Genomic DNA, 1,960 nt, shown 5'->3' on the forward strand with positions numbered 1-1,960 from the left:
ATGAGCAGCAGGCAGACATAGGCCGGCAGCGCATAGCGCAGCGTTTCCGCATTGCGCAGATGGAAGGCAGGGCGCGGCGATGCCGGACTGCGCTGGGCATGGGCTGGCTCGGCGATCTTGAGACGCCGGTCCACGCGCTCGAGTTGCGAGGGCAATATGCCGGCGCGCCAGGCGGCGAGCCGGGCACGCGCGGCGCGCAGTTGCACGGCAAGCACCGATGCATGCGAGATCGAGCCGGCAAGTGCCGCCAGTACCAGAATGGTGCCTTCGGCGATGGTCGCATAATAGGCCGATACGTTGAGCACCAGCAGGATGTTCACCACGATCATCAGGATAAAGGCGCCGAAGACAGAGCCCACCGGGCCGCCCTGCCCGCCACCGAGGCGCGTGCCGCCGACGACGACCGCCGCGAACATCGACAAGAGCAGCGGATTGCCGACCAGCGGATCGCCGCTGCCGGTCTGGGCGCTGATGAACACGCCGGCAAGGCCATAGCAGCCGCCGGCGATGACATAGACGGCAAAGCGCACCAGAACGACATTGATGCCGACGGAAGCGGCCGACTCCGGATCGCTGCCAAGCGCGTAGAGTGCTGTGCCGAAGCGGGTTCCCTTCAGCCAGAACCAGGCGAGCAGGACGACACCGATCACCACCAGCGGCATCGGCAGCCAGCCGGCGATCGCGTCGCCGAGATAGAAGGTGCCGAGATCGGGCGACACGAAGCCGCCGGGCTTGTCCATCACCAGCAGCGTGACACCTTGCAGGATGAACATGGTGGACAGCGTCACCACGATCGGCTGCATGCGCAGCACCGCGATGAAGAAGCCGTTGAAGGCGCCCACCGCCATGCCGACGCCGATGCCGACGGTGGTCCACAGGAGGATGCTTGCGCCTGGCGCCATCGGATCCATGCTCGATGCCAGCACGGCATTGACCAGCGATATCACCGCGCCGGCGGACAGGTCGAAGCCGCCCGACAGGATCACGATCGTCTGGCCGATCGCCGCGAGCGCCGAGGTGGCGCCGCCGCTCGACAGGAACGACACATCGAAATAGGTCAGCGGCCCAGCGCTGATCCAGTCGACGACGAAGAGCAGGATCGCCAGGACGGCCGCGGCGATCAGCGCGCCGCGATTGCGCACCAGCGCACGGCGCAGTCCGAAGCCGCCGGGAACAGGGGATGAGGCTGCTGCGCTGCTCATGCGGCGGCTTCCCCGGCATGGCCGAGCGCCGGGCGCATGATGGCCGGTTCGGTGATAGCGTCGCCTTCGAGTTCGGCGGCGATGCGCCCGTCATAGAGGACCAGCACCCTGTCGCATTGGTGAACGAGTTCGGGGATCTCCGTCGAGTGCAGCAGGATCGAACCGCCCGAAGCCACGTAGTTTCGCATCATCACATAAAGCTCGTGCTTGGTGCCAACGTCGATGCCTCGGGTGGGATCGAACAACAGCAGGATGCGGCTCTGCGCCACCAGCCACTTGGCGATGGCGATCTTCTGCTGGTTGCCGCCGGAAAACGCACCGGCCCGCGTCCACAGCGCGCGGCGGTCGACCTCGACAGTGGCGAATGCCGCCTCGACGGAGCGGGTCTCGGCTTGCGCGTCGACAAGGCCTAGCCGTGTGAAGCGCGATATCACCGGCAGCGTGGCGTTCTGGCTGCCCGACAATTTCAGGAACAGGCCTTCGGATTTGCGGTCTTCCGGCACCAGGCCGATGGCCATGTTGGGGCGCAAGGCATCGGCCGGCGAACCGAGCCAGACCTTGCGGCCGTCGACGAGGATGTGGCCGCGCTCGATCTCGGCCATGCCAAAGCAGGCCAGGAACAGGTCCTGCTGGCCCATGCCTTGCAACCCGGCGACGCCGAGGATTTCGCCCTTGCGCAGATCGAAGCCGGCGCCGTCGAGCTTGCGTCCGACCTTGAGGTCGCGCACGCCCAGAACCGGCGGACCGAAGGCCTGGGC

At 66.7% G+C, this 1,960-nt stretch carries 2 protein-coding genes; both read right to left on the bottom strand.

Going from position 1 to position 1,960, the window contains the following annotated elements; genetic code table 11:
- Positions 1–1,202: ABC transporter permease (locus EN994_RS29075; protein ID WP_164746301.1), on the bottom strand; the 1,202-nt coding region annotated here is incomplete at its 3' end.
- Positions 1,199–1,960: ATP-binding cassette domain-containing protein (locus EN994_RS29080; RefSeq protein ID WP_164746302.1), on the bottom strand; the 762-nt coding region annotated here is incomplete at its 5' end. The genes EN994_RS29075 and EN994_RS29080, both read right to left, overlap by 4 nt.

This window comes from Mesorhizobium sp. M7A.F.Ca.CA.002.09.1.1, assembly GCF_003998555.1.
Classification (GTDB): Bacteria; Pseudomonadota; Alphaproteobacteria; order Rhizobiales; family Rhizobiaceae; genus Mesorhizobium; species Mesorhizobium ciceri.